Genomic DNA, 25,537 nt, shown 5'->3' on the forward strand with positions numbered 1-25,537 from the left:
CGTGCTCAGAGTCCGGCGAGCAGTTCCCCGTCGATGACGGTGACGGCACTGCCGGTCAGCAGCGTGCGCTCGCCGCGCAGCACGGTGTGGACCAGGCCCGAACGGGCGGAGGCCTGCAGGCCTGTGAGGCTCTCCCTGCCGAACCTGGCCGACCAGAAGGGCGCCAGTGCGGTGTGGGCGCTGCCGGTCACCGGGTCCTCCTCGATGCCGACTCCGGGGAAGAAGCCGCGGGAGACGAAGTCGTAGCCCGCCGTGGTGTCCGCGGATGCCGCCGTGGCGATGACGCCCCGCCGGGAACAGGCGACGAGCGCGCGGAAGTCCGGGCGAAGGGCGCGTACGGCGGCTTCGTCGGCCAGTTCCACCAGCAGGTCGCCGATGCGTTCGCCCGTGTCGTGGACGGAGAGCGGCGACGCACCGAGCGCGTCCGCCAGCCCCGGAGGGGCCGGCACGGGCGTCAGCGGTGCAGTGGGGAAGTCCAGGGTCAGGGTGCCGTCCTCGTGTGCCGTGGTCCGCAGGACGCCGGAACGGCTCGCGAAGCGCACCGTGCCGCTCGCGACCCCCGTCGTGTGCAGGACATGGGCGGTGGCGAGGGTCGCGTGCCCGCAGAGATCCACCTCGGTGACCGGGGTGAACCAGCGCAGCGCCCAGTCGGCCTCACCGTTCGGCGGCAGCGGGTGCGCGAAGGCGGTCTCGGCGAGGTTCACCTCGGAGGCCACACGCTGGAGGCGGTCCGCCTCGGGGAAGGCCCCGGAGTCCAGGATCACGACTCCCGCAGGGTTGCCGGAGAAGGGGCGGTCGGTGAACGCGTCGACGATGCGGATTCTCATGTGGCCGACCGTAGGCGTGCGGTTCCGTGCGGTCCAAGGCCAATGCGGGATGCGCGGCCCCGGTTCCCGGCCCGTGTACGCGAGGGCCGGGATGGCGACGGTGCACGTGGCGCGTACACCCGGCGGGCCTGCCGGGCCGCGGCTGTGAAACCCGGTGGGCCGGGGATGGCCTTGGCGCCCCCGGGGCCGTAGCGGGCCCGGGCACCGGGCGGGGGCCCGCAGGGGCTCACGGGTGCCCGGGCCTCTGCGCCAGGAAGGTGGCGACCTTGTTCTTCGTTCCTTCGTCCGGTTCCTGAAGCAGGCGCGCGGTGACGACGAGTCCGGCCTGTTCCAGGAGGCCGGCGATCCGGTCCGGTGGCAGCAGATGCTTCTCGTAGGACACCGGATGGCCCCCGTATGCCTGCGTGGGGCGGAGGATCTCGTCGTCTCCCACGTGGCCGGCCATCATCAGCCGGCCGCCTGGCGCGAGCGTGCGGCGAAAGCCGGCGAACACGGCCGGCAGCGAATCCGGCGGGGTGTGATGGGCGGAGTAGTAGGCAAGGATCCCGCCGAGCGCGCCGTCCCGGACGGGCGGCGCGGTCATCGATCCCACGGCGAAGTCCAGCCCCGGACAGGCACGCCGGGCGAGTTCGATCATCTTCGGGGACAGATCGATACCGAAGGCGGAGACTCCCAGGTCCGCCAGGTACGCCGTGACTTTGCCCGGACCGCATCCCATGTCCGCGACCGGCCCGAGTCCCTCCGTCCGGACGGTCTCGGCGAACGCCGCCAGCATCGCGCGTGACAACGGATCCAGCGCCGCCGGGGACTTGACGCGTTCCGCGTAGGCGGCGGCGACGGTGTCGTACGACTCCCGGAGGGCGGCGAGGTATGAGGGCTCGGTCATGCGAGCGACTCTAGGGGAGCGGGTGGCCGGCCCCGGAACCGTACTTGCCTCCGGACCGCGCCTTGCCAGCCGATAGTTTCCGATATATCGTTGAGGCATCGCGACAGTTCGATGAAGAGTCGTACAGTCATCACGAAGAGAGGGGCGCACTCATGCGTTCGCATGGAAACGACCACGGATACGGCCCCGGGCGCCGAGGCGCCGGATGGGGGGACTCCGAAGGCGGCCGTCCCGCGTTCGGGCCGTTCGGGCCGCCTTTCGGCGGCGGTCCCTTCGGCGGCGGCCGAGGCCGGGGAGGCGGCCGGGGCAGGGCGCGGCGCGGCGACGTACGCGCGTCGATCCTCGCGCTGCTCAAGGACCGTCCGATGCACGGTTACGAGATGATCCAGGAGATCGGCGAGCGCAGCGGCGGGGCCTGGAAGCCGAGCCCCGGCTCGGTGTACCCCACCCTCCAGCTGCTGGAGGACGAGGGTCTGATCCTCAGTGCCAGCGAGGGCGGCAAGAAGCTGTTCACCCTGACCGACCTGGGGCGCGGCGAGGCCGAGTCCGGCCCCGACGCCCCTTGGGAAGAGGCGGGGCGGGGAGTCGACTGGGAGGGCGTGAACGAGATCCGCCAGGCCGGTTTCGGTCTGATGGAGGCGTTCGGCCAGGTCTGGAAGACCGGCTCCGCCGACCAGCGGCAGAAGGCCCTCGCGGTGATCAACGACACCCGTAAGAAGCTGTACCTGATCCTCGCCGACGAGGACTGAGCTGTGCGGTGCACGCGCAGGAGGAAGGGCCCCGCTCGCGGGGCCCTTCCTTGGTTTCCGCGCCATCGGCCGCCGCGCCTGCCGTCAGGGGTGCCCTCATCCCTGCGGATGAGAAACCTTCCTGTGGTCCCCGCCTTTCGCGGGATGGCGGATGGGCCGCGCCGGGGATGTGTTCGCCCGTCGGGGCTGATGGGGTTGAGGGTGTGCACTTCCGGACGTCAGGGATCCCCGAGCAGGCGAAGCCGCCCCACCCGTGGGCCGGTGCAGGGCTGAGTGATGCCATGGCCTCGGTCGCGTCCGGCGCGCGCAGGCGGGCGCTGCGTGACGGTGACCGGCATGTCGACACCGCTCATCTCCTGCACTCCCTCGTCGAGTCCGACCCCGAGGTCCGGGAGGTCTTCGACGGTGGGCCGCAGCTGGCCAGGGTCCTCGGATACCTCGTGCAGCGCAGCATCGGATACGGCCTCCGATGGCAGGGGACCCAGGAGGACTCGGGCGTCTTCTCGGCCGTGAGGGAATCCGGGGGTGAGGGTTGGTCGCCCTCGGCCGCGGCGGCGCTGGACCGCGCGGCCGGTGGCGCGCAGCTGCGCGGGGAGCTCCGTGCGGACGGCCTCGACCTGCTGGCGGCGCTTCTCGCGGATCCTCGGTGCCGGGCGGTCGAGGTGCTGGACCGGGCCGGTGTCGCGGCTGGGCGGTTGCGGGCCCGCGCGGCAGCGAGGGCCGCTCAGGGGTGATCATGAACACGCAACGGACAGGTGTGACGGGGATGACGCTGCTGACGCCTGCTGCCATGATGTGCCGATGCACGCGTCTCAGAGGAGAAGTGCCGGTCTGGGCCTGGCCCTTGCCTCGGCCTTCGCATTCGGTGGTTCAGGGGTTGCGGCCAAGCCGCTGATCGAGGCGGGGCTGGACCCCCTGCACGTGGTGTGGCTACGGGTGGCCGGTGCGGCCCTCGTCATGCTTCCGGTCGCCTGGCGGCACCGGAATCTGGTGCGGGAGCGGCCTGTTCTGCTGGCAGGGTTCGGGCTGTTCGCCGTGGCGGGGGTGCAGGCCTTCTACTTCGCCTCGATCTCCCGTATCCCGGTCGGCGTCGCCCTCCTCATCGAATATCTGGCGCCCGCACTGGTCCTCGGCTGGGTGCGCTTCGTGCAGCGCCGGCCCGTCACCCGCGCCGCGGCGGCCGGTGTGGTGCTGGCGGTCGGCGGGCTCGCCTGCGTCGTCGAGGTGTGGGCCGGGCTGACCTTCGACGTGGTCGGGCTGCTGCTCGCCCTCGGCGCGGCATGCTGCCAGGTGGGCTACTTCGTCCTCTCGGACCAGGGTGCCGGGCACGGGGGCACCTCCGACGCCGAACCTCCGCATCCCGTCGGGGTGATCGCGTACGGCCTGCTGGCCGGAGCGGCCGTGCTCACGGTCGTGGCCAGGCCCTGGGGCATGGAGTGGGCGGTGCTCGGCAAGAGCGCGGAGATGGACGGGCGTGACGTGCCAGCCTGGCTCCTGCTCGGCTGGATCGTGCTGCTCGCGACCGTGCTGGCCTACGCCACCGGTGTGGTGTCGGTGCGCCTGCTCTCCCCCCAGGTCGCGGGCGTCGTCGCCTGCCTCGAAGCGGTCATCGCGACCGTCCTCGCCTGGGTACTGCTGGGCGAGCACCTCTCGGCGCCGCAGCTCGTGGGCGGAGGAGTGGTGCTGATCGGCGCCTTCATCGCGCAGTCGTCCGCCCCCAAGGCGCCGTCCGGGCCGGTGGCATCAGGCCCGGGTGCCGCCGCGGCCGGGGCGTCGGACGCACAGGAGCCGTCCGGCTCCGGGGGTGAGTTGTCCCGGCCTTCGGGCCCGTCGTAGGCTGGCGATCATGCCGCAGACCGTACTTCCGCCTCCCGCCGCATAGCGCGAGGCGGCCACTCCGGACGAAGACCGGGCTCGGGTACGCCCCGAGCGGTTCGTCGCTGCCCGCGCGCGGAGCCGAGCGACCACCACCCTTCTTCTGGAGCGTCACATGTCCCACCCCGTCGCCGCGCTGCCCATCGGGCGGAGCCTCGTCTATCTCGTCATCGCCGGAATCGCCTGGGGCACGGCGGGCGCGGCCGCCTCCCTCCTCTTCCGGATCAGTGATCTCGGGCCACTCGCGCTGTCGTTCTGGCGCTGTGTCGGCGGCCTCGTCCTGCTGGCCGGGGCTCTGGCGCTTCGTCCCCGCAGGCCGCGCACCCCGACCGAGCCGCGCCGCCGCCGGCTGCTGCGCATCCTGGGCACCGGCATCGGGCTCACGGTGTTCCAGAGCGCGTACTTCGCGGCGGTCGAGGCGACGGGGCTCGCCGTCGGCACCGTGGTCACGCTGGGAGCGGGCCCGGTCCTCATCGCGGTCGGCGCCCGGCTCACCATGGGGGAGCGGCTGGGCCGGGGCGGCCTGCTCGCCGTGGCCGGCGCCCTGACCGGACTCGCCGTGCTGGTGCTCGGTGGCGAGCCGGCCGAGGTACGGCCCGCCGGCCTCCTGCTGGCCGTGCTGTCGGCCGCGGGGTACGCGGCGATCACGCTGCTCACCCGGTGGCTCGGCAGGGACGGCGCGGCGGGTGACCCGCTCTCCACCAGCGCGTGGGCCTTCGGGATCGGAGCCGTGGGGCTGCTGCCGATGGCGGCGGCTGAGGGGCTCGTACCGCACACGGCCGAGGCGGGCCAGGTGCTGGGACTGATGATCTACGTGGCGGCGGTGCCGACCGCACTCGCCTACGCCCTCTACTTCGCGGGGGCCGCGGCGGTGCGGTCGGCGACCGTTTCGGTGATCATGCTGCTTGAGCCGGTGAGTGCCGCGGTGATCGCGGTGGCCGTTCTGAGCGAGCGGCTCACGGCGGCCACGGTCATCGGCACACTGCTCCTGCTCACCGCGGTGGCAGGGCTGGCCCTGGCCGAGACGCGCGGTGCGGCGGCGGCCCGCCGGCAGCGTGCGGTCGCGCCCGCCTGACGCCCCGGGAGGCGGACTGCCGCTCGCCGCCGGTGCGTTCAGAGAGTGGTGAGGTAGTCCGGCACCTGGACCGACGGGTCCAGGTCGTCGGACGGCACCGGCGCCGCGTATCCCCGGGCCAGCGGGACCACGCCCGCCCAGTACGGCAGTGCCAGGTCCTCCGGGTCGTCGTTCGGGCCGCCGGTACGGATCTTGGCGGAGACCTCGTCGAGGTCCAGACGGATCACGGCCGTCGCCGCGAGCTCCTTCGCGTCGGCGGGACGCGAGTCCTTCGACCTGCCGGGCACGACCTGGTCGACGATGGCGTCGAGTGCGACGCGCCGCTCCTCCGGGTCGGTCACCGTACGGGCGGTGCCGTGGACTACCACCGAGCGGTAGTTCATCGAGTGGTGGAAGGCGGAACGGGCCAGCACCAGGCCGTCCACATGGGTCACCGTCAGGCAGACGGCGAGCCCCGGATCCGCCGCCCCCGCCGCCCGCAGCGGGCGCGACCCGGTCGACCCGTGCACGTACAGCCGCCGGCCGACCCGGCCGAAGAGCGTCGGCAGGACGACGGGCGCGCCGTCACGGACGAACCCCAGATGGCAGAGGTAGGCGGCGTCCAGTATCGAGTGGACCGTTTCGTGGTCGTACGAGGCGCGCTGCCTGGCGCGGCTCGGGACCGTGCGCTCCGTAGGTCCGTAGTCGGCGCTCTCGGGGAGGCCGGTGCCGTCGGGCGTGGTGGTGTCCGGCATTGCGTACTCCATTGCACTAGTGCATAATTATGTTTGTGCTAGGAGAATATCGGATCAGCGGGCGGCGTGCATCCGACATTGCCGCGAGTGTGGAGAGCGGGGTCGCATCGGGTGACCTCGAGCCCGGTCATGTGCTGCCACCCATGCGGGAGTTGGCGGACCGTCTCGGCGTCAATCCGAACACGGTGGCCGCCGCCTACCGGACGCTTCGTGAGCGTGGGGTGATCGAGACGGCGGGGCGGCGGGGGAGCAGGGTTCGGCCCCGGCCCGCCAGTACGGCGCGCGGATCGCTCCGGGTGGAAGCCCCGCCGGGTGTGCGCGACCTGGGTGACGGCAACCCCGACCTCGCCCTGCTGCCCGGCCTGGAGGAGGCGCTGGCCGCTGCCGCGGCGGACTACGGCCGCGGGCCCCGGCTCTACGGGGACGCCGCGGTCGTCCCCCGGCTCGGAGAGCTGGCGCGGGCGGGCCTGGATGCCGACGGTGTACCCGCGGGGCCGGTGGCGGTCACCTCCGGCTCGCTCGACGCCATCGAGCGTGTGCTCGCGGCGCACCTCAAGCCCGGTGACGCGGTCGCCGTCGAGGATCCGGGGTGGGGGGCTCTGCTGGATCTCGTCCCGGCCCTCGGAATGCGTGCCGTCCCGGTGGCTCTGGACGAGGACGGTCCGCTGCCCGAGGAGGTGGAGCGGGCCCTGCGGGAGGGTGCGCGGGCGTTGGTGGTCACCTGCCGGGCACAGAACCCGACCGGTGCGACCGTGGGGAGCGGGAGGGCGCGGGAGCTGCGGTCCGTACTCGCGGGACACCCGGGTGTGCTCCTGATCGAGGACGACCACGGCCACGCCATCGTCGACCTGCCGGTGCACCCACTTGCGGGGGCCACGGCCCGCTGGGCCTTCGTGCGGTCCGTGTCCAAGGCGTACGGCCCGGACCTGCGGCTCGCCGTGCTCACCGGGGACGGGCTGACCGTGGACCGGGTGACGGGGCGTCAGCGGCTGGGACCCGGCTGGGTCAGCGGGCTGCTGCAACACACGGTGGCGCACCTGTGGGAGTCGGGCGCCGTCGACACGCCGGCGGTCGCCCGCTGCTACGGGGAGCGACGGGACGCGCTCGTGGCGGCCCTGCGGGAGCGGGGGGTCGCGGCATGCGGCCGGACGGGGATGAACGTGTGGGTGCCTGTGAGCGATGAGACCGGTGCGGTGGCCAGGCTGCTGCACTCGGGCTGGGCGGTGGCTCCCGGGGCCCGGTTCCGGGTGGCCTCGCCGCAGGGGGTGCGGCTCACCGTCTCGACGCTGTCCGCCGCGGACATCGAGCCCCTGGCGGACGCCGTAGCGGCAGCGGTTCCGCCCGCCCGTCCGGTCAGTTACGGCTGAGCTGCCCGGCCCCCCGCGGTGCGGCGGGCCCGCGGGGCCTGCTCTGGGTGAGTGCGGCGCCCGCGAGGACCACCAGGGCTCCGACCGGCGTGTTCCAGCTCAACCCCTCACCGAGCAGGGTCACTCCGGCGGCTGTGGCGATCACCGGGATGAAGTAGGTGACCATCTGCGCGGTCGTCGGGCCGACTTCCTCGACGAGGCCGTACTGCAGGAGGACGGCGAGCCCGGTCCCGAGCGCCCCCAGCGCGACGACGGCCAGGGTGGGCAGGAGCGGGAGGTGCTCCGGCGGAGAGGTGAAGAAGGGCACGATCAAGGCCAGTTGCGTCGTCCCCAGGAAGAGCTGACTGCCGGTCAGGGCCAGTGTGGAGGAGCCGTTCCCCGCCAGGGTGCGGCGTACGTAGATCCAGCCGACGGGATAGCTGAGCGAGGCGAGCAGGGCCATCGCCGTGCCCGTCACGTCCAGCCCCGAGAAGCCCTGCCAGGCGCCCAGTACGGTCAGCACGCCGATGAACCCCAGGCCGAGGCCCGCGACACGGCGGCGGGTCGGCCGGTCCTCGGAGAGCGCGACGAGAGAGAGGGTCATGCCCCAGAGGGGTGACGTCGCGTTGCAGATCCCGGCGAGTGTCGAGGGGATGGTCAGTTCGGCGTACGCGAAGAGCGAGAACGGCAGTGCGTTGAGGAAGAACGCGGCCACGGTGAGGTGACCCCAGGTCCGGCCGGAGCGAGGCAGCCGCTCCCGTCGCACCGCCATCGCCACGGCGAGCACGGCCGTACCGGACAGCAGTCGGCCGAAGGTCACCTGGAACGGGGCGTACCCGTCGGTGCCCACCTTGATCAGAAGGAAGCTGAAACCCCAGATGAGCGACAGCGCGGCGAAGCGGACCCGCCAGTCCAGGGCTCGCCGCCGCGGCGGAGGACCGGGTCGGGACGCGTCGGGGAGGGGTCGGCCGACCGGTGCGGCGGGAGCGCTCATGCGTCCACGATGACCAGGTGCATCGATTAGGACAAGTGATATTTAGTTGGGCCTTTGACGTAGCATTGCTTACATGTTGAATCTGGAGCGCCTCCGGACGCTGGACGCCCTGGCCCGGCACGGTTCGGTGAGCGGGGCCGCCGAGGGCCTCCATGTCACCACCTCGGCCGTCTCCCAGCAGATGGCCAAGCTGGAACGCGAGGTGGGGCAGCAGCTCCTGGCCAGGAACGGGCGGGGGGTGCGCCTCACCGACGCGGGCCGGCTGCTCGCGGACCACGCGGCGAAGATCCTCTCCCAGGTGGAGGTGGCGCAGACCGACATCGAGGCCCAGCGGGGCCAAGTGGTGGGCGAGGTCAGGCTCGCGGCCTTTCCGACAGCCGCCCGTGGGCTTTTCCCCGCCGCCCTGACCGCACTGCGTGCCGCGCATCCCGAACTCAAGCTGCGGACGACCGAGCTGGAGCCGGAGAGCGGAATCCGAGCGGTCCTGCGGGGCGATGTCGATCTCGCCGTGGTGCTCGACTGGAGCAACAAGCGCCTGCCCGTCCCCGGCGGTCTGGCCAAGGCCGAACTCCTCGACGACGCACCGGACATCGCGATGCCCGCGGATCATCCCCTCGCGGACCGGGCGGAGGTGGACCTCGAGGACTTCGCCGACGACGACTGGGTCTCATGGCCGGAGGGGGAGTTCTGTTACGACTGGCTGATGTTCACCCTCCGCTCCAAGGGCATCGAGCCCCGGATCGCGCACCTCGCGGGAGAGCATCACACCCAACTCGCGTTGATCGCGGCGGGGTTCGGAGTCTGTGTGGCGCCCCGCCTGGGGCGGGGGCCTGTTCCGGACGGCGTGCGCCTGGTGCCCGTGCGGCAGCCGATGCGCCGGCACGTCCACGCGGTGTGGCGCACGGACGCGGACCGGAGACCGTCGATCAGGGCCGCCGTGGAAGCCCTGCGCATGGCGGGCGGAGGTCTGCACGCACCGGTTTCCGGCTGATCGCGGTGCACGCGGGCGGCGGGCAGGACGTCTCCTGCCCGCCGCCCGCGGCCGGGCGGACGGGCGTACGGCTCGGGTGCAGCGGAGGGTCCGGCGACGAGACGGAGAGCGGGGCTGACCCGGGGGTCGCCGCCGTCCGTCACGGGCCCCGGGCCCGCTGTGCGCGAGTACTCCGGAAGCGCGAGCACTCCGGACACGTGCCGCCAGGCGTGCCCGGCGAGGCTGCCGTTCGCGTTCCGTGCGGGAAGGTGGCGCGGAGCCGCGCGTGGCGGGCGCGTCCCCGCACCCGGGGGTGGCGAGCGCGGCCCGCCCTGCCCTCGCGGTGGCAGGCGCGGGACGGCGCCGACGGCGGGGTCAGTCCTGCCCGGACAGCTTCCGGAAATCCCAGGATCTGACGGCCTGCGGCGTCAGCCGAAGCCAGCCATGCCGTCCGTCGTGCGGCATGGACTCCAGGCCGAAGTACTTCGAGGCGAACATCTGCTCAGGCGAGTCCAGTTCGGCACACACCTCGCCCGTGCGGGGAATCTCGCCGACGAAGGAGACCTCGCCGGACAGCTCCACACCGCGCAGCTCCCCGTACTCCACCCCGTCGTCCACCACGACCGCGATCCGCGGGTCGCGCCGCAGTTGGGACCAACGCAGACTCCGGGTGAGGGAGTAGAACCAGAGGGAGGTGCCGTCCCAGACGAACCAGAGGGCGGCGACATGCGGCATGCCGTCGGGGGAGACGGTCGCGACCCGGCAGGTGCGCTGTTCCGTGAGGTAGGCGTCCCGGTCCGCGTCGGTCATCATGATCCGCCGGCCACGGCGCTGGGCAACGGACACGGGACGCCCTTCCCTCGGTTCGGCGGTTCCGCGAATCATGGAGCTCCACCCTGGCTCACGCAATGCCCCGGCCGGCCTCTCACGCCAGGGTGATGGAGTCGCCCTCCACCAGAATCTGCTTCTCCGGCAACGGCTGGGTCGCGGGTCCGCCGGTCACCGCGCCGGTGGCGGCGTCGAACGTACTGTTGTGGCACGGGCAGGTGATGACGCCGTCGGCGATCCCCTTCACCGCGCAGCCCTGATGGGTGCACTTCGAGGAGAACGCCTTGAACTCACCGGCCTTGGGCTGCGTCACCACCACTCCCTCCTCGGCGAATACCATCCCTCCGCCCTCCGGGATGTCGGCGGTCCGGGCGAGCGGGGTGCCGTTCGCGCCGTCCCCCTCCCCGGCCGGCTCGACCGTGTCCGAGCCACCGGACTCCTTCGCCCCGCCTCCGCACGCGGTGAGAACGGCGGCCAGCCCCGTCGCACCGGCGGCGACGACGGCGCGCCGCCCCACGTGGGCCTGGATCTCCTGCGATGCGCTCATGCCGGCATTCCCTTCATCGGATACGAGACGTCAGGTGAATGACATCAGGTGGGGGTACGGATGCGCGCGGCCGTCTGTTCAGGACCGGGCCGAGCCCTTCCGTACGGACGGCCCGGATCAGCCGCGCGGTCGCACCGGCAGCGCCTGCACACTGTTGCCCACGAAGGAGGCGTGACGCGGCAGATCCCCCTCGGGGACCGCGAGATCCAGGTCGGGGAATCGCTCGAAGAGCTGTGAGAGCGCGGCGGTGCTCTCCATCCTGGCCAGCGGGGCCCCCAGGCAGTAGTGCGCGCCGTGGCCGAGCGAGAGGTGCCGGACCTCGCTGTGCCTGGTGAGGTCGAAGCGGTCGGCGTCGGGGCCATGGGCCTTCTTGTCGCGGCCTGCCGCGGAGTAACCCGCGAGCACCGGGCTGCCCTTGGGGATGACGGTGCCGTCGAGGGTCAGATCGCGTGTCGGGTAGCGGAACGGGAAGTAGCTGACGGGGCTGTCCCAGCGCAGCGTCTCCTCCACCACGTCCGCCCAGCTCGCCCGCCCCGACCGGACGAGGGCGAGCTGATCCCGGTGGGTGCAGAGGGCCCGCACGGCGTTGGTGATCAGATTGAGCGTCGTCTCGTGTCCGGCGATGATCGTGAGCATCAGCGTGCCGATCAGTTCGTGCGGGCCGAGCCGGTCACCGTCGGCCTCCCGGGCCGCGATCAGCGCGCTGACGAGATCATCGCCCGGATTCTCCGCCTTGGCGGCGGCGACCGCGCTGAGTACCTCCACCATCTCCCGGTTGGCCGCCATGGACTCCGCGGGGCCGATGTCGGTGGCGACGATGCGGTTGGACAAGTGGTGCAGCCTGTCCTGGTGAACGGCGTCCACACCCAGCAGTTCGCAGATCACCCCCATGGGCAGGGGCAGCGCGAAGTGTGTCCGCAGATCGGCGACACCGTCACCGGCGGTGGCGGCCCGGTCGAGACCGTCCAGGAGAGAAGCCGTCAACGCCTCGATGCGCGGCCGCAGTTCCTCCACGCGGCGCGCGGTGAAGGCCTTGCTCACCAGGGACCGCAGCCGCCGGTGGTCGGCGCCGTCGGCGGTGGTCATCCCCTGCACCGTGGCGAACGTCCTGAGTGGCCAGCCCTCGGGGATCTGCCCTGCCTGGAGCGCCGTGAAGTGCTGTGCGTCCTTGGCGACGTCGGGGTGCGCGAGGAACTCTCTGAGCGCGTCATGTCCCAGGACCGCCATCCCTTCCACATCGCCCGGCAACAGCACCGGAGCGACAGCGCCCCGCGCCATCAGGCGCGCGTTGGCCGCGTGCGGGCAGCCGCCGGACGGGTCCATGCGGTGCGGCAGGCCGGGGGAGGAGTGCGGCGAAGCGGTGTTCAACTGGGCTCCAGGTCGTAGGGCGAACATGGGGCGGAGCACGCCACGCACCGCGGCGTGCGGCTTTGCCTTCCCGGGGCGGCCGACTCGCCAGGGACACCCGGCCCTGCCCGGGGCCGGCTCAGGGACACCAGGACCGGACTCCCCGGTTGCCTCGAACTCGCCTTCGAGGAAGAGGACATGGGAAGCCTAGACCAGTGGGCTCGCTGTGGCCGGAGAGCCGCGAAGTCCGTGCCCCGACTCGTGCGTGGAAGCGTGGGCGGGCGGCCGTCGGCGGCGCCAGCACCCTGTGCGGGTGGCTGTCGCCAGGAGGCGTCGTGTTCCTGAGCCTGCCTGGCCACGGCGCTGGTGCTCCTGGTGAACGCTTCGCCATGCCCAGGCAGGACGAAGGGGTGGGGCACCTCGGCGAGCCGGTCGAGGGAGGCGAAGACAGTAGCGCTGTCGCTGATGCGGCCCGGGTTTTCGTGCCCGGGAGGGCTTTCGAAGCCGCGCACCGCACCTACTGGAGCGCGGTGGCCGTCGAGTCCGAGGCGAGGAAACTCACGCAGAGCGCCATCGCAGGGCACCTCGGCCTTCTCCCATACTCGGCTCGATGGTCTCAGGACCCGTTTCGGGTTGTCAGTGGTCAGGGTCGTGCCGGCCTGCCGATCGCCGTGATGCCGCAGCCGCCCGTCCGTCAACCACCCACGGAATCCGCTCCGAAGCCTCGCAGCGCAGGCCGGCCAGATGAGCGGCGGTCTCCTCTCCGGAACGCTGTCTGATCAGACCTTCCTTGGCGGCTGCGTGAGACCAGACCTCTGTGCCGTCCTCTTCGGCCTTCAGCAAGCGGGCGGTTACCACCACAGGGTCGGGGCCGCCGGCACCACCGCAGACGATCATCCGGGTCGTTTCCTCCTTGTGTCATGCCGACCGGACGTATGTCTGGAAGGCGCCTGACGACTCGCGTCCGCGGGATCTCGATCTGTACGTCCGGTGACGCCTCGCCTGCGTCGAGCTCGGGCCTGCGTGCTCGGAGACATCCTCATCGAGTCGAGACCACCACTGGTTTCACCCATCGCACCGAGCCGTGGATGAGTCACCGGACTGTTCCACTCCACTCGGAGCGCTATACCCAGCCCTCGCTTGCGAGTTCCTCCTGCACTCGCTCGATCCGGATCCCCTGATTGCGGAATTCGGGAGGGCTGCTGAGCGGGCCTGTCCGAACCCAACGGTGGTGAAGTGCGACCAGGTTCCACTTCTGGTCGAATACCGGAGCTCCGGAGGACCCCTGCTCGGTGTGGCTCCAATATTGGACGACCTTGGCGTCGACATGCCTCACCACGTTGCTGTGAAGACCCACCTTCTTCGGGCCACCGCTGGGGTGCTGAATGATGTAGACGCGGTCGCCGTTGCTGATCGACGTGTGTCGGGGAAGCTCGATCGCCGCTGTCTCACGGGGCATGGGACCTGTGGTCTCGATCACAGCCCAGTCGGTCTCCTCATTGCCCGCTATCGACTCGGGGCCGCAAGGGACGGTCTGGTGCGCGAGATGCCGGCCATCGAAGTCCGTCTCATAGCCGAACCAAGCCTCGACGGCTGTCACCGCGGCGCCGGTGGTGGAGCAGTCAAATAGCACGTGGTGATTGGTGAGGAGCACATTGTCCCCGATACGGAAGCCCGTGCCGTGTTGCTGCCGCCCGTCGGAGAACGTGACCAGGAGTCGGGTCACAGCGGGGGCGAGCTCAAGTCCGCGACGGAGAAAGGCGATATCCAGAAGAGAGGGCTTGTTCAGGATCTGGCGCTCGCGGGCGTCCGGATCGTGGAAATCGGCCCAGTCCCCTTGGCCACGCGGTGGGTTGTTGGCCCCGAGGACGGGCCGGGGCTGCGTCAACTCCCGGACACGGAGCGCGACCGCCTGGTCCGGGCCGGCCTCGATCCGGTCGACCAGCTCTTTCAGCTTCTCCTGGCGGCGAGCCACGGAGATCAGTTCATGCCAGACGAGCGACATGGGCCTGTCCCAGTTGACTTCGTCCATCCGGATGCCCGCCTGACTGGCCATCATGATGACGGGGTCAGGCCGGAAGTAGCACTGAGCCAACAGGTCCCTCAGTTCCTGTGACTCCGGCAGGCCCCAGTCAAAGGGAAACCGGTCCAGAAAATGGACGGGCTCAACTGGCGACTGTTCCTTCGGACGCCCGATCACGTGCGATCACCATCGATTTCGCGGGCCCACCGGAGCAGTTCCTGCGCGCCCTTTCGTTCCACTGATGAAGGAGGCGCCACGACAGGGAGCAGCCTCAGCGGTACCTCGTCGTGGATTACATGTTCGGCCACAGCTCGAAGCTGCTGTCGCTGCGACGGCAGCAGTCGCGCCTGCGCCACCGCTTGTCCGGCAGGAGGCAGCAGCGTTCGGGCCCAGATCGCCGGACCGGCAAGCACAGTGGCGTCACGGAGGAGCTCTTGGGCCGACTCCAGGTCACCGATCGCGGCCAGCAGCGAACGCGCGATGGGTGCCAGATCGCGCTCCGCGGTCCGGAGGGCCGGCTTGATGAGCATCGCACGACAGAATTCACGCAGTTGCCGAGCCTCCCGAGGGCTGAGCTGACGAGCCAGGGAGAGGGATCGCAGCCGCACCCATCCTCCGCCGAGGGCGTGGCGTTCGGGTCGGTTGATCCATGCTGTGGCGAACTGCTCGGCGTGCAGGCTGGCTGCCGCGCGCCGGCCGAGCTGGTGCAGGCAGAGGACGACTCCCTGTTCCCAGCGGTCATCCGTCTCGGCCAGTGCGTCAAGTGCGAGGGCGCCGGCCAGCAGGGGGGCGGCGTCCATCTCGACCTCGTCCACCAGATTGAAGGCAGACCGGCCGTGTGCTGTCAGCCACCGGCGGGTGCAGTCGAGGATGTGTCCGGCATCCACCGCGGTGCCGCTCTCCAGTAGATTCCCGGCCAAGCGGAGGATCCCTTCGACCGGATCCTCGCTGAGCGGACCCGCGGCCGGCCCTTGCTCGTACCAGCGGCGGTATGTACCGAACCGGGAGGCCTCGGCAGCCGGTGGGCGGCCGTCCGCGATTGACTGGTGCGCCTCCAGCAGCCACCTCGGCAGATCCAGGGTGACGAGCCGGCTGTTGGCATCCACCGTTGTCACCTCTGGCCGGCCGACTCGGTCGATCCGGTCCACTTCGGTGAACCGGGAGGACCCGGGTGTGAGAGCCGGATCCGGAGACTCGTAGGACATCAATACCGACGGAACCTCCAAGCGCACGATGTATCGCCAGCGACCGCTTGGTGTCGGTTGCGGATCACCTTTGCCCACGACTACGCGCAGCGGCTGGCCGAGCCGCAGTCGGTGCAGCAGGTGCGTCAGGGCTGGGCGTTCGTTCACGGACAGGCTGGCATCGGGGCGCAGACGCGCGGCTACTGGACCGTCCAGGAGCAGATTCGCCATGAGGTCGCCAGCCGCGAACGTCTGTATCCAGCCGACGTGTTCGGCATTCATCCAATGCAGCCGCAGTGTCGCCAGGTCCCGGCAGACGGCGCCGACAACCGTGCCGTTCATCGTCACCTCGTACTCGGGCACGACCGTCATGTTCCGCGCGGAGTGCTCGGCCGTGTGCTCGACCAGACCTGCCGTGCAGCCGCCCTGATCGTCGATCAGCCACCAGAGCACCAACGGCCCGGTCCGTGCCGAGTCGCTGAGGGTCGCGGCCACTGACTCGGCCAGAGCGGCTGGGATGCCCGCGACGGCCTGGCCGACGTGGACCGCGTGCAAGGCGCCACCGGAGCGAAGCAGCAGCCGCTGGCCCTGTGCCGCGATGACCTCCGTCCGGACCTGGCACCCACGAGGCCAGCGTCCGGATGGCTGGTGCTCGCGAGACACGGTGACCATGGGCCGCGAGATGCCGACGGAATGCACGGTGACGGGCAACTGTTGTCCCATGGACGTCAGCAGGTCGCTCCGACTGTGCTCCTGGGACAGCGCGAAGTACAGCCACGCGGATCCGGGCCAGTTCCGCTCCTCCTTCGGCGCGATTCGTACCTCGACGCCAGGCAGTCCGCTCAGTGTGAGCCGACCTCCTTCGGTGACACCGAGCAGAGCGGTGTCTCCCGGCTGTATCGATCCCTCGACGAATGGCTCGACATCGTTGCGGGCATCAAGCCAGACCGCGCTCACGTCCCGCCAGTTGGGCAGTTGGGATAGTGCCATCGGGTAGACCAGCCCCTGCCGTTCACCCGCGAGGTGCAGCGCCCCGCCCTGTCGGTCGACCTTGCGCAGCGGAAGCAGCATGCGCGCGTTGCGGTCGTCTCGGGGAAGCGCTCCGGTCAATGACGGAACCCAGGAACTGAGCACCAGGTGCCCGTGTCCGGTCTCCCAGCCCCGGGCGCCTTCGACGGACTCCGCCGGTCGGACTCCGATCCGGTCACCGGGAGAGAACGCCGACCAGTTGAGCTTGCTGAGCGCGAATCCCCTGTCCGTCGTGACGAGCGCGCCCCGGATCTCTGCCAGCCGGCCTGGTCCGAGTTCGACCCAGACGCCGTTGCAGTCGGCGCTCACGCCGGCCACTGCCAGACTGCGGCCCTGGCCGATCGACTCCAGCAACTCAGTGGCAGGAAAACCGAAGGAGCCCAAGCGATCCGGTCGGTACCGCAGAGTCCAACCGGCGTCGTCGTCGAAGAACACACCGTCGGACATGACAGTGCCGGGCTGCACCTTGTACGGTCCGACAACCTGCTGACCGCTCAGGTGGCCGGTCCGGCTGTCGTGATGGTGCCATGCGTATCTCTTGCAGGCGGCGGCGATGCTGAACGCGGAGACGTTGCAGAAGGACATCCGAGCCCAGGGTAGTTCCGTGACGGGACTGTCCGGCTGCGCGCCGGGCAATGCTCGAGGCCGCAGTGCCGCGGGCTGATCGTGGAGAGGCTTGGTCACCCGGGCGATCCGCACTTCGCCCGGTGAGGGAAGTCGCAGCCGGGACCTTCCGTCGCCAAGCTGCCATACCCAGCAGATCTTGGGGTGGGGGACCTGCAGCACCGCTGGACCGGCTCCGTCGATCGGTGATGCCTGCACGTCGGGCAGACCGGACACTACAAATGCCCGCTGCATCACGCCGCGTGCCGCCGTCTGCTTGCGCAACAGGTTCGACTTGGGCAGAACGACGGCCGGTCGTCCCTGAGCTTTGACGTACGACTCGTCGGCGGGGATCGCCGTGGTCAGCACGACACGCCGCTCGGCGTCGAGGACGAGTTGGACCACCGCGCCGGGCGCTGCCGATTCCGTGCCGGAAACGCCGATCGCGCTGTAGAGGATGCCGGGGGCGATCTCCAGGCGGCCGATGCCGTCCTTACCTCGGCCGAACACCGCGTAGCACGGCCCACTCCGGCTTCCCAAGTAGCTTGTAAGCGTCTCCGGGTCCCGCGCGGGGACATCCCTGACGGAACCGCGCCAGGCATCTTCACCCGACGAGGTAATGACCCGGACGAGCATCACGATCTCAGTCTCTTCCACGTTGAGTCCATGGGCGACGAGTCGCTTCAGAGTGCTTTCACGGTGTGAGAACTCCCGACGATTGACCCGGACGGCCAAGCCGTCGGTATTGAGGGCATCAGGGATTCCGAAGATCACCGTTCGTTCGTTCGGGCTCACCTCTACCTGTCGGGCGGTCAGGAAGACAAGATCCCGGTCCCGCAGGCCGACCCCGTCGGCGCGGACAGCCCGGAACAGCCGCTGCCGGCCACCGGTGGCGATGGCGGTGTCGTTGTCGAACCTGGCCAGGATTCGCCGACGTACCAGTCCGGACTCACCGGCTTCCCGCAAGCGCTGAAATACGAGTTCCCGGCTCTGGTCGTCCAAAGCAGCTGGGAACGCGACCCAGTCGGCACTACGGAACGGCTCCTCGCCTCGTCCTCGGCCGGTCTGCGCCCGCATCACCCGCAGCGTCCCTGTGTCCAGGCCGACTTCGATTTCCAGCAGGTGCAGGTATTGGAGACGCCGCTCTTCGACGATCTGGGTGACATACCGCGGGAATACGTCCCGCCACGCGATCACCATGACGGGTTGGCCGCCGTCGGGAGCGGCCACGAAGCCTGCGGCCGCGACCCGATCTCCGTGAAAAAGCGGCGGCAACCCGCTTCGGGCAGGCGATCCGGCCACCTGGAGCCTGTCGGGCGGCACCGCGACGGTCCAGCCGTACCCCCACTCGAATACGTGCGCGTCCAAATCTGCGGTGGGAGGACCCACGTAGTGCAGTGCATTATCGAACGCCTGCCCGATGCCGTCTTCGGTTACTTCCTTATGCATCAGGTGCATGAACTCTGTCACGCTCTTGGGTACCGCCGTGGTATAAGAGGCGACGTGGCCTTTGCCATGCGGCACCAGACGGACTCGGGCCCCGCTCTTGAGGTAGGGGACGCCGGCGACCGCCGGCTCCTCGCCGGGCAACAGAGGAAGACGCGCCGAGTAGGACCCATCCGGTCCCGGCGGCCGGAGTCCGCCCGCGATGTCGACGTGGGTGACACCGACCGTTCCGGTCACGTGCTCCTGACCCGTGGACTGGAATCTGCGCCACCGCTCGGCATGGTCGACCCTCCGGGCCGGGCGGATCGTCGGAGCTGTCCGGGCGCTCAGGAGAAATGTGCGGCGGGCTTGGACCAGGTCGTGGCGAGCGGTGCGTGACGGGCTCAGCTGCAGCCGCACACCCCTCACCTCCGCATCGGCGTGGTTGCCGGTGAACGAGGACCCGCCGAGCAGCGTCGCCTTGGTGGCACGGGACCGTACTGCCACAGTGCGCACGGAGACGGTCCGGTTGTCGATGAGGGTCACATCGGCGGCGTTCAGATCCAGACGGCGTACCGGGTCACTGCCGACTACTGTGCGGCGGAGCACCAGTACTGGCTGCCACATCCGCTGATACACATCGGTGGAACCGTCATGGCCGACGAAGAGGTCTGAGTCCGTGTCCTCGGTGTCGGCCTCGACGAGTTCGAACAGTGCACGGACAGTGACATCTCGAGGCGCGAAACGGAACGTCCAGCTCGACCCCGAGCGGGAGCCGGTGAATGTCTGGCCGACCAATTCGACGGTAGTGGCACCGAGCGACTCCTGATCAAGCTCGACGTAGTGCACGTCGCGTCCGAAACGGCACCACGCCCCGTAGATCGTGTCCTCACCGCGCCCCTTGAGGGAGGCGCGAGTGACGATCACACCCTCGGCTGTTTCGGCCAGGGCCACCGTTCGCCGCACGTTACCCGGGTCCGCACCGTTTGTGTGGACACGTCCAGCGAGTTCTTCGTTGGATATGGCTGGGCCATTGGGCCGAGGCTGCCGCGGACAGTACACACGGACCACCTCGACGCTGCGGCCGTTCACCAGTCCGGTGGCACCCTTTCCGACCAGGTGATGGTCCAGGAGAGTCAGGGAGTCGGCCTCCAACCGGACTACGATCCCAACAGAGGTGGTCGCCAGGACACGGGCTCTCCCGAGGCTCTCAGAGATGATGCGTCGGAGCGTCAACAAAGATCCCTCCTGGAGGTCCCACACCTCCCCGAACCGCTGCGAGGTCGGGTCCTGGGCGTGTGGCACGGTGCTGGTCGGGACCTGGGTGACCGACACCTGCGCGCGACGGGCCTGGAACTCGTTCCATGGGGCCGCGATGACGTACGCGCGCCGGGGGCCGCCTTCCGCTCCACGGGCCACGACCGTTTCAGGAAAGCCCGGCGGCGGATCGACCGTCACCCTGTACGCGCTGGCGTCCTTCGTCGCGACGGTGACCTCGTGCTCGCCGCCGTTGAACAGCCGCAGCCACCGCGCATTCCGGTCGTCGCTGCCGTCCAGACGCACTCGGGGCCCGCCTGGATCGACGCGTGACACATGGAGTATGAGACCTCCGACCTGCCCGTCCAACAGCGCCGCCACGGCGTCGGGATCCTGCCAGTCGTCGGCCGCGAGGCGGTACATGCGGCCTGGCCGAGTGACGAACAAGTCATGACCCGCGTGCACCAGACGTATGGAGCCGCCCTCCAGTTGCGGTTCGTCGACGATCAGCTCGCTGAACGAGCGCTCCACCGGCACCCAGTGCATCAGATCGGCATTCCAGATCACGGGCACGGTCAGCGACCGTTCGTCGTCCTCCGCGAAGGTCCGTGACAGGTCCGGATCCCATCGCATCCGGACGGCGGTCGCCGCTGCCGTGTCGTCGCGGGGGTAGGTCCCCTCTTCCGCTCCGTCGACCATCACCCGGAGCCATGGGCGAGCCAGGTGGACCTCGGCGGTGCGCACTTCCCCGGGGTCCGGGTGAGGGCGTGTGAGCTGTCTGACGCCGACTACGGTGGCGGGCCTGCCGCGGAGCTCCGCGGCTACGACGTCGCCGGGGACCAGCGGGAGGCTGCCGAACGGTGTGACATATGCCGCCGGAGCGCCCAGCCCCGCATTGAGCCAGATCCGACGGTCCTCTGCTCCCGCTACGACGGCGTAGACGGTGAGGCTGCGCCTGCCCAGCTGTTCGATCATCCGCTGGCGGTACTGCCCGCTCCGGAAGAGGTCGTGCACTCGGGCCGAGCCGGGGACGTGACCCGTGTCCGGGCTGATCACGTCGAGCAGGTAGGAGACCTCCTGTGCGCGGAACCGGTCGGTCACCGAAGCCGCGACCAACAGGTCCGGAACACGTTCTCCTCGCTCGCGGCGGCGGTCCACGAGTGACACCCGGCGGCCGCGCAGCAACGGCCGCAGCTGGGTGCGCTCCCACAGATCACGGATCCGCTCGAACATTGGCACCCGCTCGGAAGTCTGCTGAGCTGGGACGGCAACGTCGGCCAAGAACCGGCGGACGGCCAGCGCGCGGTGGGCCGAGTCGCTGTCTCCTCGACGTAAACTGGACGCACTGCCGAGCTCCGTGGGCGTGGTGCGGTAGTTCTGTTGCCGATAGATCGTCTCCAACGCGCGCAGTCGCAGCTGGTCAGTGGCTTCCTGGCCTAGCGTGCCCACTGCGGTGAGATGGTCGAGCAACATCTCCACGTGGCGTGGAGTCGACGAGCCGAACTCCAAGATCGCATCCACGGTGGCTCCGTGGACCGAGGCCAGTCGCCGCTCATATACTGCCCCGGCGTCCGGCGTGCCCAGTCCGATCAGGCGAATCATGATGGCTCGTACGTCGAGGGACAGCTGCGCGCCCTGGTGCGTCGCATGGATGCGGTCGAGCCAGTCTTCGATCCACTCGTGATACTCGTCCGCCCCCGCCTCGGCAGGGACCTGCAGAAGCGCGGCGAGCCGCAGCACGCGCATGGTGACCGGCGCGCTGTCGACACGGGTCCAGTTCTCCAGATCGGAGGCTGCGTCACGCCAGACCGGCAACTCGTGTCGGGGAGACAACAGGAGCCGCTCCGAACGGATCGTGTTGACCGCCACGGCCTCAGGATCGTTGCCGGCCGCTCCCAGAAGACCCTGATAGATCCTTTTCAGCCCGTTGCGCTGTCCATACCAGTCCAGGTCGAGTTGTGGCCATCGGTCCGCCACCGGGTCGGGCCAGTCGGCGGGGGAGATCTCCCGCAAGAGCTGAGCCGCGGGCATCAGATCCGGCGGCCACATACCCCGCGTCAGCGCTACGCCGTAGCTCCGCTTTTTCTTTCCGGCGCCGTGTTCCGGATGTTGCGACCACATCTTGTCGATCTCTTTGCGGCGGCGCCCCTCCTGCCGTTTGACCTCCCGGTAATGCCTGTCCAGCAAGCTGAGCCGGTCGAGGGCGCCGACCAGAACGAGCAGTGCGTCGGGCGGGTCGCCCAGGAACCAGCGGCCAGGACCGTGTTCGGGACGTATGGCGCTGGCGCTGACCCAGGCACGGCGAAGCCACATGGTGGAAATGGCTCCGATCGACTGCCGGGCCAGCCGGGCGAACTGCTCGTTGCTGTCCAAGTCCACCAGCGAGTCGTCTTCCAGCACCCGGATGGCGAAGCCGGCGAGGAGCCTTGGATCGATCCGGGCGTCCGTACCTGTGCCTACGCCGTCGAGAATGCTGTGCACATGCCATACCCAGGAGACGGACGCGGCGCCGAGATGGTGCTCCCCGACGTACTCGCCCGACTCCAGCGAACTGATCAGGGCGGCTTGGTCCCGCAACACGTCGACGGCGTGGAAGACCAGCGCCGTGAGGTGGTCGTGGTCCGTGTGACCGGCCGGAAGCGTCGCCAGCAGAGAGACCGACAGAGATCCGGCGGCCAGCAGTCGGAGCAGTGCCTCTGAAGCCCCCGGGAACCCGGACCGGAAAGCCGGTCCCCTCCTGCGCTCGTGGTCCCAACCATCGTGCCAACGCTCGATCCATGGGGAGCAGACCGCAGAGCCTGCTTCCGGATCGGTCTCGCTGACCGGTGCGTCGTCAACCGTGACAGGACTGATCGAGGAACCGCTCAGTTGCTGCAGGAGCGTCAGATGGACTGCGGCATGTGTCGTCGGGCTGCCGACGTGTATCCGAGTCGGTGTGTCTGGTGTTCGGCGCGGTACCTGCCACCAGCGGGCCAGTCGAGCCGCCGTCTCCTGCGGATCGACCTCGGCCGCGAGGGACCACAGGACCGACTGCCACAGGACAGCTGCCATAGCGTTCCAGGGTCCGTTGGTGCGGCCGGCCAGCTTTGCGTAGAATTCCCCGGTGGCCGTCTCGCTCGGGCGGATCTTCTGGCTCCAGAGCGCAAGGTCTTCACCTGTGACCGCCTCGGCTTCCAGGTCGGCGACCGACGGACGCTCGTCCGCGTCCGGGTTCCCGAACCACAGTCGCGCCAATCCGTCCAGCAGGTCCGGCTGCAGTTGGGGCGCGCCCCGGCCGTCGCCCCAGAGGTTCCGCCACAACTCGTTTCGGGCCTGCGGCTCGGCGCGGCAGGCCGCATCGACCGCAGCCAGCAGTGCCAGTCTGCCGTAGTCGCCGAGGATTGCGGCCTTGGCGAACGGGACCGCGTTGTCACCGGACCAGTCCTGAGTCGCGGACGTGGGGCGCCGCCGTGTCAGTTCGGCCAACGCGAACACCGTGATCGTGGGCACGATCTGGTCGTTCAGATCATGATAGGGCGAACTGCTTGCTGTGCCACGGAACTTGCGGGGCTCCTCGGCCAATGGCTTCGCGATGTCGTTGAGCAGCGCGGCGCGCGCGTCTCTGTCATCCCGGACAACCGCCGCGAGAAGTCTGCCCAGGTGTGCGGCGAGGGGATGGTCGGTCGAGGCGAGCACCGCCTCACAAAGGGTCTCGATGTGGCGCCCCAGCGCCGCGTCACCGAATGCGGGCTCACCTCGGTCCCCTCCGGGAAATCTTTTGGGCCTTTCGCTCGCATCAGGCAGCGTCTCGGTGTCGAGATGGGCGTCCGTGTTCGCCTCGGCACTCTCGGCCAGGCGGCCGTGCGCCGTCAGTAGTGGGCGCAGTGCGTACATCTGCAGCCACGGGGGTGCTGCGGCGAGTGCGACCGCCGCGTCGAGGACATCCGGGAGTTCGGCGTCCGGACGGCGAAGGACAGTCAGAGTGTCGAGGAAAGCATGTGTGTCGGCAGGAGACAGCCACATCTCCGTGCAGAAGAACCAGTCCGCAAGCAAACTCATTTGATTACCCTTGCTGCCGGCAATGGCGGCCGCATGGCCCGTCGCATCTGATCGCTGAGTTCGGCGAATTCGGCATCATTCTCCCGTTGGTCCGAGGTGAAGCCTGCTATCCGGCGCGACTCCACGCTGAGAGCGGCGAGCGTGGCGACGGTGCGCTCTGTCAGCGGTCGGCGGCCGAGTGCGGCCCACCAGGCAGCGGACGCCTCCGGGGCCCTGATGGCAGCGGTCAGCCATTCGTGCTTCCCTGCGCGGGCAGCCGCGACGGCGGACTCGGCGGTGGCTGTCGGTAGGAACTCCTCGGCCTGCCGGTCCGAAGCCAGGAACTTGGCGACCTCGAAGGCCGCCGGGCATCGATTCGAGGCGGCGGTCGTCCAGGCGTCAGCCTCATCGGCGCCAGTGCGCAGCAGGCCCAGCAGTACGGCCTCGACCGTGGTGTTCCTCCGTAGGAGACGTGGTACCCCGGACGGCGGTCCTACTGTGTGTGCTCGCTCCAGCCAGACCGTGATGTGGTCGTCGACCGCAGCGGCCGCGGACAGGGAGGACCAGTGCGCGGGCCCGGTCCGGGCAGCGGCATGACGGCGCAAGAGCGGGAGGAAGTACCGGGGAGCGTAGTCGCGGACGAGGCCTATGGCGTGAGCCTCCTGGTCTGGCGGGCCCCATGGTGCGCTGCGATTGAGCATCTCCACCACGGTGGCAGCCACCGCGCTCGGGTCGTCGCTGTCGGCCAGCGGCTTGCCGTCGAAAGGATGCGGGGGCAGCGGCAGGGAACGGCCGGCCATCTGCGCGGCCACCGTCGCCATGAGCCTGTGTGGGTCCGGGTCCGAGCCGGCCTCTGGAGCGGTGAGGGGAGCCCTGCCTTCGGAATCCCCGGGCCGGGAGTGCGCAAGTACCTCCACAGGTGCACCGGTCCTTCCGGTCCCTAGTTCGCGGCCGATACGCGTGGAGGCTGTAATCGCGTCGATGGCCTGCTCAGCCTCGACGGCCAGGAGGACAGGAGTTTGCGGTGCGGCTGAGCGGAGACGGTCAAGGAACTCGCGGACCGAGCGGCCGTCCGGATACGTCTCTGCCGACCAGTGCACCACCAACCCTGGTATGGCTGTGCTTTCCGACGGGTTCTGTAGCGCTGACTCTGCTTCATCAGCCTGGACTCCGAGCCACTCGCGTTCGGGGAAGTCCCGAGCCGCTCCTGCGCCATGGCGGATCGCCCCCTGCTCCAGTTCCGTGAGCGCCTCCGCCCACGCAGTACCGGAGCGAGCCGCCACGACAGTGGTGGTCGGTCCCCGATCCAGGCACAGCCAGGCACCCAAATCGGCCAAGTAGGCATCACCGATCGGGCATGGATCGCCGTCCGGAATCCAGTTGACCGGCAACCGGTAGGCCCGGAGGCTAGGTGGACCGGCTGTCGCGGTCCTGACCTCGGGAGAGCTCCAGGACTCCAGCAGCTCGCTGAGCCTGCGAGCTACCGCCGTGTCCGGACCAGCCTCCACCTGGCTGAGCAGGACTCTCAGCCTGCCCTGCTGGCTGGCCTTGGTGATGAGGTCGTGCCAGACGGTCGACAGTGCACCGTCCCAGTTGACCGACGGCATGTCGATGCCTGCCTGGTTCGCCATCACGACTACCGGGGACAGCCGGAAGTAGGAATCAGCCAGCAGCTGTTTCAGCCTCTGGGACTCCGGTAGACGCCAATCAAACGGATCGCGGTCCACGAAGTGGGGTGCCTCGTCCACCGATCCCCTCCAGTTCCCCGGCTTCCGCAACTGTTCCACGAGCCTACTCGGCGTAGGGGGAAATCGGCCGGTA

16 protein-coding genes are annotated in these 25,537 nt (G+C 69.8%); 6 read left to right on the forward strand and 10 right to left on the reverse strand.

Going from position 1 to position 25,537, the window contains the following annotated elements; all coding sequences use genetic code 11:
• Nucleotides 1-5: 5 nt before the first annotated feature.
• Nucleotides 6-827, reverse strand: coding sequence for a PhzF family phenazine biosynthesis protein (locus ACIRJR_RS32620; protein ID WP_403787377.1), 822 nt, complete (start codon nucleotides 825-827; stop codon nucleotides 6-8).
• Between the two features lie 226 nt (nucleotides 828-1,053).
• The gene (locus tag ACIRJR_RS32625; protein WP_403787380.1) at nucleotides 1,054-1,713 is read right to left on the reverse strand and encodes a class I SAM-dependent methyltransferase; all 660 of its coding nucleotides are present in this window, start codon (nucleotides 1,711-1,713) and stop codon (nucleotides 1,054-1,056) included.
• Between the two features lie 152 nt (nucleotides 1,714-1,865).
• On the opposite strand from ACIRJR_RS32625, the gene ACIRJR_RS32630 reads away from it, so the two are divergent.
• The 4 genes from ACIRJR_RS32630 (at nucleotide 1,866) to ACIRJR_RS32645 (ending at nucleotide 5,412) form a co-directional block, all read left to right on the forward strand.
• Entirely contained in the window at nucleotides 1,866-2,462 is a 597-nt protein-coding gene (locus ACIRJR_RS32630; protein ID WP_403787383.1) for a PadR family transcriptional regulator, read from the forward strand.
• A gap of 203 nt (nucleotides 2,463-2,665) precedes the next feature.
• Nucleotides 2,666-3,196, forward strand: a complete 531-nt coding sequence (locus ACIRJR_RS32635; protein WP_403787386.1) for a Clp protease N-terminal domain-containing protein — start codon at nucleotides 2,666-2,668, stop codon at nucleotides 3,194-3,196.
• A 67-nt stretch (nucleotides 3,197-3,263) separates the two neighbouring features.
• The gene (locus ACIRJR_RS32640; protein WP_403787389.1) at nucleotides 3,264-4,298 is read left to right on the forward strand and encodes an EamA family transporter; all 1,035 of its coding nucleotides are present in this window, start codon (nucleotides 3,264-3,266) and stop codon (nucleotides 4,296-4,298) included.
• A gap of 154 nt (nucleotides 4,299-4,452) precedes the next feature.
• Nucleotides 4,453-5,412: a DMT family transporter gene (locus tag ACIRJR_RS32645; protein WP_403787392.1), complete on the forward strand. Its 960-nt coding sequence runs from the start codon at nucleotides 4,453-4,455 to the stop codon at nucleotides 5,410-5,412.
• 38 nt (nucleotides 5,413-5,450) lie between these two features.
• Here the strand turns inward: ACIRJR_RS32645 and ACIRJR_RS32650 are convergent, their stop codons facing one another.
• Nucleotides 5,451-6,146 (reverse strand): pyridoxamine 5'-phosphate oxidase family protein, encoded by a 696-nt coding sequence (locus ACIRJR_RS32650; RefSeq protein ID WP_403787395.1) that lies wholly within the window; start codon nucleotides 6,144-6,146, stop codon nucleotides 5,451-5,453.
• Between the two features lie 35 nt (nucleotides 6,147-6,181).
• Between ACIRJR_RS32650 and ACIRJR_RS32655 the strand changes: the two genes are divergently transcribed.
• On the forward strand, nucleotides 6,182-7,513 hold the full coding sequence (locus ACIRJR_RS32655; protein WP_403787398.1) for an aminotransferase class I/II-fold pyridoxal phosphate-dependent enzyme: 1,332 nt from the start codon (nucleotides 6,182-6,184) through the stop codon (nucleotides 7,511-7,513).
• Here the strand turns inward: ACIRJR_RS32655 and ACIRJR_RS32660 are convergent.
• Nucleotides 7,500-8,486 carry a DMT family transporter gene (locus ACIRJR_RS32660; protein ID WP_403787401.1) on the reverse strand — a complete coding sequence of 329 codons (987 nt, stop codon included), beginning with the start codon at nucleotides 8,484-8,486 and terminating at the stop codon, nucleotides 7,500-7,502. The genes ACIRJR_RS32655 and ACIRJR_RS32660 overlap by 14 nt on opposite strands.
• Before the next feature lie 73 nt (nucleotides 8,487-8,559).
• Here ACIRJR_RS32660 and ACIRJR_RS32665 point away from each other — a divergent pair, with 73 nt between their 5' ends.
• Nucleotides 8,560-9,477 carry a LysR family transcriptional regulator gene (locus tag ACIRJR_RS32665; protein ID WP_403787404.1) on the forward strand — a complete coding sequence of 306 codons (918 nt, stop codon included), beginning with the start codon at nucleotides 8,560-8,562 and terminating at the stop codon, nucleotides 9,475-9,477.
• Between the two features lie 354 nt (nucleotides 9,478-9,831).
• Here the strand turns inward: ACIRJR_RS32665 and ACIRJR_RS32670 are convergent, their stop codons facing one another.
• From ACIRJR_RS32670 to ACIRJR_RS32695, 6 genes are all read right to left on the reverse strand, one after another.
• Nucleotides 9,832-10,302 carry a pyridoxamine 5'-phosphate oxidase family protein gene (locus tag ACIRJR_RS32670; RefSeq protein ID WP_403787407.1) on the reverse strand — a complete coding sequence of 157 codons (471 nt, stop codon included), beginning with the start codon at nucleotides 10,300-10,302 and terminating at the stop codon, nucleotides 9,832-9,834.
• A 79-nt stretch (nucleotides 10,303-10,381) separates the two neighbouring features.
• Nucleotides 10,382-10,831 (reverse strand): Rieske (2Fe-2S) protein, encoded by a 450-nt coding sequence (locus ACIRJR_RS32675; RefSeq protein ID WP_403787410.1) that lies wholly within the window; start codon nucleotides 10,829-10,831, stop codon nucleotides 10,382-10,384.
• Between the two features lie 117 nt (nucleotides 10,832-10,948).
• Nucleotides 10,949-12,154, reverse strand: a complete 1,206-nt coding sequence (locus ACIRJR_RS32680) for a cytochrome P450 (RefSeq protein ID WP_403787636.1) — start codon at nucleotides 12,152-12,154, stop codon at nucleotides 10,949-10,951.
• A 1,147-nt stretch (nucleotides 12,155-13,301) separates the two neighbouring features.
• Nucleotides 13,302-14,378, reverse strand: coding sequence for a trypsin-like peptidase domain-containing protein (locus tag ACIRJR_RS32685; protein WP_403787413.1), 1,077 nt, complete (start codon nucleotides 14,376-14,378; stop codon nucleotides 13,302-13,304).
• On the reverse strand, nucleotides 14,375-23,737 hold the full coding sequence (locus tag ACIRJR_RS32690) for a hypothetical protein (RefSeq protein WP_403787416.1): 9,363 nt from the start codon (nucleotides 23,735-23,737) through the stop codon (nucleotides 14,375-14,377). Before ACIRJR_RS32690 ends, ACIRJR_RS32685 begins: the two co-directional genes overlap by 4 nt.
• Complete coding sequence (locus ACIRJR_RS32695) at nucleotides 23,734-25,464, reverse strand: effector-associated domain EAD1-containing protein (RefSeq protein WP_403787419.1); 1,731 nt, start codon at nucleotides 25,462-25,464, stop codon at nucleotides 23,734-23,736. Before ACIRJR_RS32695 ends, ACIRJR_RS32690 begins: the two co-directional genes overlap by 4 nt.
• Nucleotides 25,465-25,537 lie beyond the last annotated feature (73 nt).

The sequence above is a fragment of the Streptomyces sp. NPDC102402 genome (assembly GCF_044765765.1).
GTDB lineage: Bacteria > Actinomycetota > Actinomycetes > Streptomycetales > Streptomycetaceae > Streptomyces.

Bases quoted from the DNA above. Each gene is read 5' to 3' on its own strand.
- ACIRJR_RS32620 (WP_403787377.1), bottom strand. From the start codon at position 827: ATGAGAATCCGCATCGTCGACGCGTTCACCGACCGCCCCTTCTCCGGC.
- ACIRJR_RS32625 (WP_403787380.1), bottom strand. From the start codon at position 1,713: ATGACCGAGCCCTCATACCTCGCCGCCCTCCGGGAGTCGTACGACACC.
- ACIRJR_RS32630 (WP_403787383.1), top strand. From the start codon at position 1,866: ATGCGTTCGCATGGAAACGACCACGGATACGGCCCCGGGCGCCGAGGC.
- ACIRJR_RS32640 (WP_403787389.1), top strand. From the start codon at position 3,264: ATGCACGCGTCTCAGAGGAGAAGTGCCGGTCTGGGCCTGGCCCTTGCC.
- ACIRJR_RS32645 (WP_403787392.1), top strand. From the start codon at position 4,453: ATGTCCCACCCCGTCGCCGCGCTGCCCATCGGGCGGAGCCTCGTCTAT.
- ACIRJR_RS32650 (WP_403787395.1), bottom strand. From the start codon at position 6,146: ATGCCGGACACCACCACGCCCGACGGCACCGGCCTCCCCGAGAGCGCC.
- ACIRJR_RS32660 (WP_403787401.1), bottom strand. From the start codon at position 8,486: ATGAGCGCTCCCGCCGCACCGGTCGGCCGACCCCTCCCCGACGCGTCC.
- ACIRJR_RS32665 (WP_403787404.1), top strand. From the start codon at position 8,560: ATGTTGAATCTGGAGCGCCTCCGGACGCTGGACGCCCTGGCCCGGCAC.
- ACIRJR_RS32675 (WP_403787410.1), bottom strand. From the start codon at position 10,831: ATGAGCGCATCGCAGGAGATCCAGGCCCACGTGGGGCGGCGCGCCGTC.
- ACIRJR_RS32680 (WP_403787636.1), bottom strand. From the start codon at position 12,154: ATGGACCCGTCCGGCGGCTGCCCGCACGCGGCCAACGCGCGCCTGATG.
- ACIRJR_RS32690 (WP_403787416.1), bottom strand. From the start codon at position 23,737: ATGAGTTTGCTTGCGGACTGGTTCTTCTGCACGGAGATGTGGCTGTCT.